We start from the raw sequence: 6272 nt of genomic DNA, 5'->3' as shown, positions 1-6272 counted from the left end.
TATATATTTTCCCCAGAATGCCCCAAAGCAAATTAAAAAAATTTAATCACTGTCAGACTTACCGTCGCAAGACAAGCACTGGACAATGGGCAAATCGAACGACTCGCTCAGCTACTGACCCCAAAACAAATCGTTTCAGACCCGTATAGCCATGAGATGGGATTACAATCAGGTCTATGGCTTGTTCCCTGCCGTAGTCGATGATGTTTGAGGCAGGATTTCCGATGGTGATGTGGACATGGATTCCTTCGTATTGAGGTTCCTTGAATCTGTCAGAAAGTACCTTTTCCACATGGGATTTACGAGTCTGGCTATCTACTGTACGCCACATCACTCCCGGTTCAGCAGGGTTGAGAGGAGGTAGGACATGGATAACGTATATATGAGATGCATCCTTGACAAATTCTATTGTTTTTTCTAAAGCCTCAAAGGAGGTTTCAGAAAAATCAATGGGTACAAGTACACGGTCGGTGGCGAATAAGCTCATAGATTGACTCCTATGGCTTGTTTAAAAAAATTATAAATACTAATCTTCTAGGAAGATTGAGTGTAAGCTATCAGCTATTAGCTATTAGCTATCATGCGCTTTAACTGAACCGGGTCGGATGAGTAAAACGAGCAGGAATTTTCAACTAGCTTTAGCAGCCCGTAAGGTTGTTTACTACTTCCCGTTGATTAGCGTTAGGTTGACAGCTGTTCGCGAACCGTGAGCCATTCGCGAAGCGTGGCCTTTGCCCAAGGCTCACGGCTAAATACTTACGTTTTTGAGTTTAATAAACTTCATAAGTATGATGTTTTTGACATAAAAATATAGGGAATAAACGCTTAATTAAGCCAGAGTTCTTTTTACGAATCATTTAGGACTGCTATAGAGGAGATTAGGCGCACATAATGTCGAATGAGCGCCTAAACTTTTCTATACGATACTTTGCACGGCAACAACTTGCGTTTTCAACTGGGTGGGATTCAGCGAACTCTAGGGGAGTATTGAGTCGGCACATGTCAAGTATAAACAAGAGTTAGATTTGTTACTGAGGTTTCAGGCTTTTGACAAACCTCAGATTATGACCGTTTAAAGTATATGCCGATTGCGGTGAGCATTTACTTAATCTGAAACTTGCTTACTTCGATTAATAAGCGTAATACCACAGAAGACTATCGCACCGCCAAGTAAGGATAATGCTGTGGGGACTTCGTGTAACCACAACCAAGCAATAAACGTCGCGGCTACAGGAATCAAAGCTAAATAACTGCCTGCTTGTGAGGCTGGAAGCTTAGACAATACATAAGACCATGCAACGTAAGCCAAAATACCTGGGAATAGAGCCAGATAAACGATTGCTAAAGTTGAATTCAACGGTGCATTAGTAACTGACAACACGGCACGAGGTGCCAAGAAGAATAAACAGATTGCTCCTGCCCAAATTGCATAGGTTATAAATTGAATTACAGTGTATTTCTGTAGCAGTGGTTTTTGTAGCACTGAATACAAGCTGGTTGAGACGGTCGAAATAAAAACGAATAATACTCCTATCGATAGGTGAAAAACATCGCCTTCAGTGAAGGACATATTGCCTTCAGTGAAGGACATAATACCAACACCCACAATACACAACGCAATACCAATCCAACCTATTTTTTTAAGTTGTTCGTTTAAGAATAGTACTGCCAAAATTGCGATAACGCCTACTTGCGTCGAGTTAATAAAGCTTGAGACACCAGCCGTAACAGTAAGCTCACCTGTATTGAGCATGAAATTGTAAAGCGCGATACCGATAAAACCACAAAAGGAAATTAGCGGCAAATCTTCTAGTTCGGGCATTGGCATTCGGCTGATTAGGGCATACACAAGCAGAACCAGAGATGCGACTAGATATCTTAGAAAACCGACTCCGGCAGGACTGTATCCAGCCAGGGAAACCCGAATGGCAGGAAATGCGGATCCCCACAACATAAGTTTTATTAAAATGGCACCAAAAACCAGTGCTTTAGCGCGATTTTCCTTACTAATCTCAATAAACATAGCTAAAAGTCATATTTTTATATTTAATTTGAGTAAAAAAGCACTCACCTAACTCTAACAAATTCTCCGAGAGTGATCGCTTGCGATCGCTCTCGGAGTTATTCAAAGCATTGACTGAACTCCTAATTCTTTCCTTCTCAACTGGCCAAAATTTTCGATCTATTAAATTTCAGTAATTCTGAAATCTCTTTTTGGCTGGAGTTGAGATACCTGAATCCCTAAAAATTTAGCTAGTTATTAGAGAAACTTTTGCAATACAAAGTTTCGTGCCAGTACAGGTAGGTTAGTATATTCAGCTAGAGCTTCTATTGTGGTGATATCCCTTTCCTTCGCCAAAGTCAGCAAATCACTGGCACCTTGCTTTACTTGTCTGTACACAATTTCATGTCCTAGACGTTTATGATAAGTAGGTGTCTGTTCATTTTCCATTGCCTTGGTGATGCCTCCATTTTCTGTGGCTCTGAAAAATATTTCCACTTTAGAATTTCCTGCTCCACCGGGAGTTATTGCTTGACCTTGCAATGCCATAATACCCCTGTCTTTGAGAGCTTTCATGATTTCCAATCCTTCATCTCCAGGAGGAATTGCCCAATTTTCTGATAGAAGCACAGTGGAATTGTATGGAATAGCATCAAGATTGGAATGCTTTAGGGCTTTACCGAAAGTCATAGCAATAATTACCCTCGGTTCACCATTTTTACCCAATGCTTCATCAGTAAACTTTCCTGGCTCTGCTAAAGCCACACCCCAACTGGAGGGAATTCTTTGGAATGCTTCACCATTCATACGGTATCGTTCGCTTTCCAAGATGGGAACCAGTTTTTCTCCTGTGGTAGAATCTGTCTCTACAGGTTTGGTGTAGTCATAGGCTATATCTGAGACTAATACATTTTTAAAACCCTTTTCTGCCAGTCGTTTAGCTGTATCTGAACCCATTGCACCTGCTGCACCGATTAGTGAGATGGGAAGATTTTCATCGTCAGCATTAAATAATCCTTGCTCACTAGCTGCATCAAAGGCTCCAAAAAATCCACTGACTGTGTAGGCTGCTTTACCTCCACCTCCACCAACAGAGGCATCAACACCCAAAACTTGAGGTGTATGCTCATGAAGATAATCAGCTAACCTTTTATTCGGACCAAAATCAGGTGTAATGAATAGTGCACCGGCTGGAATGAAACTGTCTTCTTCTACAACATTCCCTTGAAAATCGATTTTTGTTGCTCCTGTTTGACCATTGAGGAATTTTCCTACCTCCTTGAAGATAGAAGAATACACTTCATAGGCTTTTGGATGGCTGGCATCGACAATAATCTCATGTATGTCTAAATTTTCTGATAGTATGATAGCCCGTCCACCTCGAAATTCAAGTTTTAGAAAATCCCGAGAAAAATCATATCCTTCAGGAATATCTTTTTGTGCTTCATTTTGTGCCTTCAAGTAATTTTTTATTTTACTTTCAGGTGAAATTAATTCATCTAAAGCACCCTTTTCATTTGTCTTACTAAGATATTTATGTTTAGTATGACTTTCATAAAATGAAAGCTTTAACAAAGACTCAAGGGCATTCAAACGGCTTTGCTCGTAGTCTCCCTCCACCGGAGGCTCTGCACGGGTACCGCCATAGGAGGAGTTACAATTTAATACTGCTTTTAAGTTTTTTGGATCACTAGTGCCGCTGTTATCTGGATGTACTAGTACCTCAGGACTATCAACGGATTCCCGATTGATTGCTAGAAATACAGTAGCGGTATTGGGAATTGGAATTTCATATATGTAGGTGTGTATGTTGACATACTCCTGTGCGGTTAGCTTGAGTACGTTAACTTCAGGTAAAGCTTGCATTGACATAAGTAAGTTTTATCCTTGTTGCAACTAAAAATGAGGTTTTAACGCTCTTAATCTTCTGTTTTTAGATTAAGCTTTTATCTGTCAACAACTCAACTAATTTTAGTTAGTTGTTTTGAGTCCGAACTCCATTCAAAATAACCATTAGATGAAAAATCTAAATTTGGCTTTTTGTATCGCTCATGGGGAATCGGAAATCCAGCTTTCAAATATTCCTCCAATAGGTATGCACCATCGGTAGAGTCTATTTTTAATCTGGATAATATTTTTTGTTCTACCGCTGAGGTCTGACTACGAACAAAATCTAATAATTGAGATAGGAGACCAGAACCTTCTGGTAATCGAACCTTCTTCCTGAGCCTAATATAATCTGGCAAATAATCTGCCATTGCCTCTCGTAATATCCACTTTTCAATACCATTACGTAGTTTAAGCTCAAACGGGACATTATACGCAAAACGCAGAAATTCTTTGTCCATGAATGGTGGACGTGCTTCAACGGAGTGAATCATACTGCATCGATCTGATCGTTGTAGATCTGTGCGGTACAAATTGCCCAGACGATAGGTCATTAAGTATTCAGGATCGGGAGAAGTTTTAAAGAAATCATAACCGGCTAAAACCTCATCACTTCCATCTCCGATGAGAATAATTTTGATGCCTGCATTTTTCGCCATTTTGTAAGCGAAATACATAAGGGAGGCATCCATAACATCGATGGTTTCAAATGTTTCGCAAATGGAAACAATATTAGTAACATTGCAAATCAAATCGTCAATATTAAGATATTGAACTTTATGGTCAATCTTATTTTCTTCACAGTATCGCTTAGCTATTTCTACATCAGGGGAACCTGGGAAACCAATGGTAAATGCTGTAATGTTATTGTGATATTGCCGAGCAATACTAAGCACTGCTGCACTGTCAATTCCACCACTAAAAATCATGCCAATTGGTAAATCTGTCTGCACCATTTTTTTGACAGAATTCACAAACAGCTCTTTGAAATGGGCAATTATTGAGGCTTCATCATTGTACTCTATAGATTCTTTTGACAATTTAAAATACTGTTTAGTCTTGCCATTAACAATGAAATGACCTGGTTGCAGCACTTGAATATCGTCACCTAATTGTATCAGGCACTTGATTTCAGATGCAAAATAATAAGCATCGCCTTTTTGTAAGTAATAAAGCGGCTTAATACCTATATGATCTCTAGCAGCAAAAAACGTATTACTTACGCTATCGTAAACCACAAATGCAAACATCCCATCCAGATGTTCTACTAATTTCTCTCCCCACTCCTGATAGCCATGCACCAGGACTTCTGTGTCACATTCTGTTATGAATTGGTACCCTTTAGCAGTTAATTGATCACGAAGCTCTAGATAATTGTATATTTCACCATTCTGGACAGCATATATACTTCCATTGTTTCCTATCAATGGCTGACGCCCATGTGCTCTATCTACGATAGCTAACCGATTACATCCAAGAGTAGAATGACCTACTGAACTCAATTCAGCAAAGTTAGTTTCATCGCCACGATGTCTGATTTTTGACAGCATTACACGAACTTGATATTCATTTTGAAGCGATGTTGAATTTGAATCAACAATAGCGACGATTCCACACATAATTTACTTTATTTACCTCTGATCAAATGGTATTTTTTCAGTCCAAAAAGATTATAGACTAAACTGAAAAAATTACATAAATCTCTTATATATGCAACCATATTAGGAGACATATTAGGAGAATTAATTACGGACAAAACTTAATAACATGCATTAGCAAATGCTGGGTTATCTATAAAAAAACAGATAACTTATAGAAAGACTAGTAGGAGATTAATCTTTGTTTTCATTGATTTTTCTATCGTCAATTTATTTATCCTCAATTATTGAAACACAAAAAATAGATTTTGTCAAGTTTGATCCGGATTTTTTTTTCATTCTAAGGCAAAGCATCCAAAACCATGCTGCCTGCCATATCTAGGGAAAATTTTCGATAGGATTCAGGTAGGGAATCAGGGCAAACCCATCTATCTAAATTTAGTTGATAAGTTAGTTTACAAGTAAATCATTTTATGCTTTATCTCAGTTAGGGTAATTGACATTGGAATCGAGTGATAAAATCACTGTAAAATGATCCAAAACTTGAAAGCACAAGGCCAGTTATAAAGCGCACAAAGCCAGAGAAAATTGGGCTAAGTGCCACAGGGAGACGATTGGTGAGCTATTGGAGAATATTCATTACCCAGATCTAGTTTCGCCACTCGACTACGCCGCCCTATGACTCAGCCACGCTAGCAGCCAGGATTTTCATTACTGAGTTATTGTCGATCAAGCGTACTCTAACGCTTCATCTTCAAACTCTGTTTAGAGTTAAGGTGATCGTT

At 38.9% G+C, this 6272-nt stretch carries 4 protein-coding genes; all 4 read right to left on the bottom strand.

Translation table 11 applies throughout. The features are described from left to right. Positions 1-58 precede the first annotated feature (58 nt). Positions 59-487, bottom strand: coding sequence for a universal stress protein (locus tag F6K53_RS34720; protein WP_293083849.1), 429 nt, complete (start codon positions 485-487; stop codon positions 59-61). A gap of 618 nt (positions 488-1105) precedes the next feature. Further along, the gene (locus F6K53_RS34715) at positions 1106-2023 is read right to left on the bottom strand and encodes a DMT family transporter (protein ID WP_081431387.1); all 918 of its coding nucleotides are present in this window, start codon (positions 2021-2023) and stop codon (positions 1106-1108) included. Positions 2024-2260: 237 nt separating this feature from the next. Further along, complete coding sequence (locus F6K53_RS34710; protein WP_293052817.1) at positions 2261-3874, bottom strand: hypothetical protein; 1614 nt, start codon at positions 3872-3874, stop codon at positions 2261-2263. 89 nt (positions 3875-3963) lie between these two features. Then, entirely contained in the window at positions 3964-5508 is a 1545-nt protein-coding gene (locus tag F6K53_RS34705; protein WP_293083846.1) for an asparagine synthase-related protein, read from the bottom strand. Positions 5509-6272 lie beyond the last annotated feature (764 nt).

The sequence above is a fragment of the Moorena sp. SIO4A1 genome (genome assembly GCF_010672065.1).
In the GTDB taxonomy this organism is placed as follows: Bacteria; Cyanobacteriota; Cyanobacteriia; order Cyanobacteriales; family Coleofasciculaceae; genus Moorena.
The sequence above is the reverse complement of the archived record's forward strand: the minus strand, read 5'-3'. Positions and strand labels throughout refer to the sequence as shown.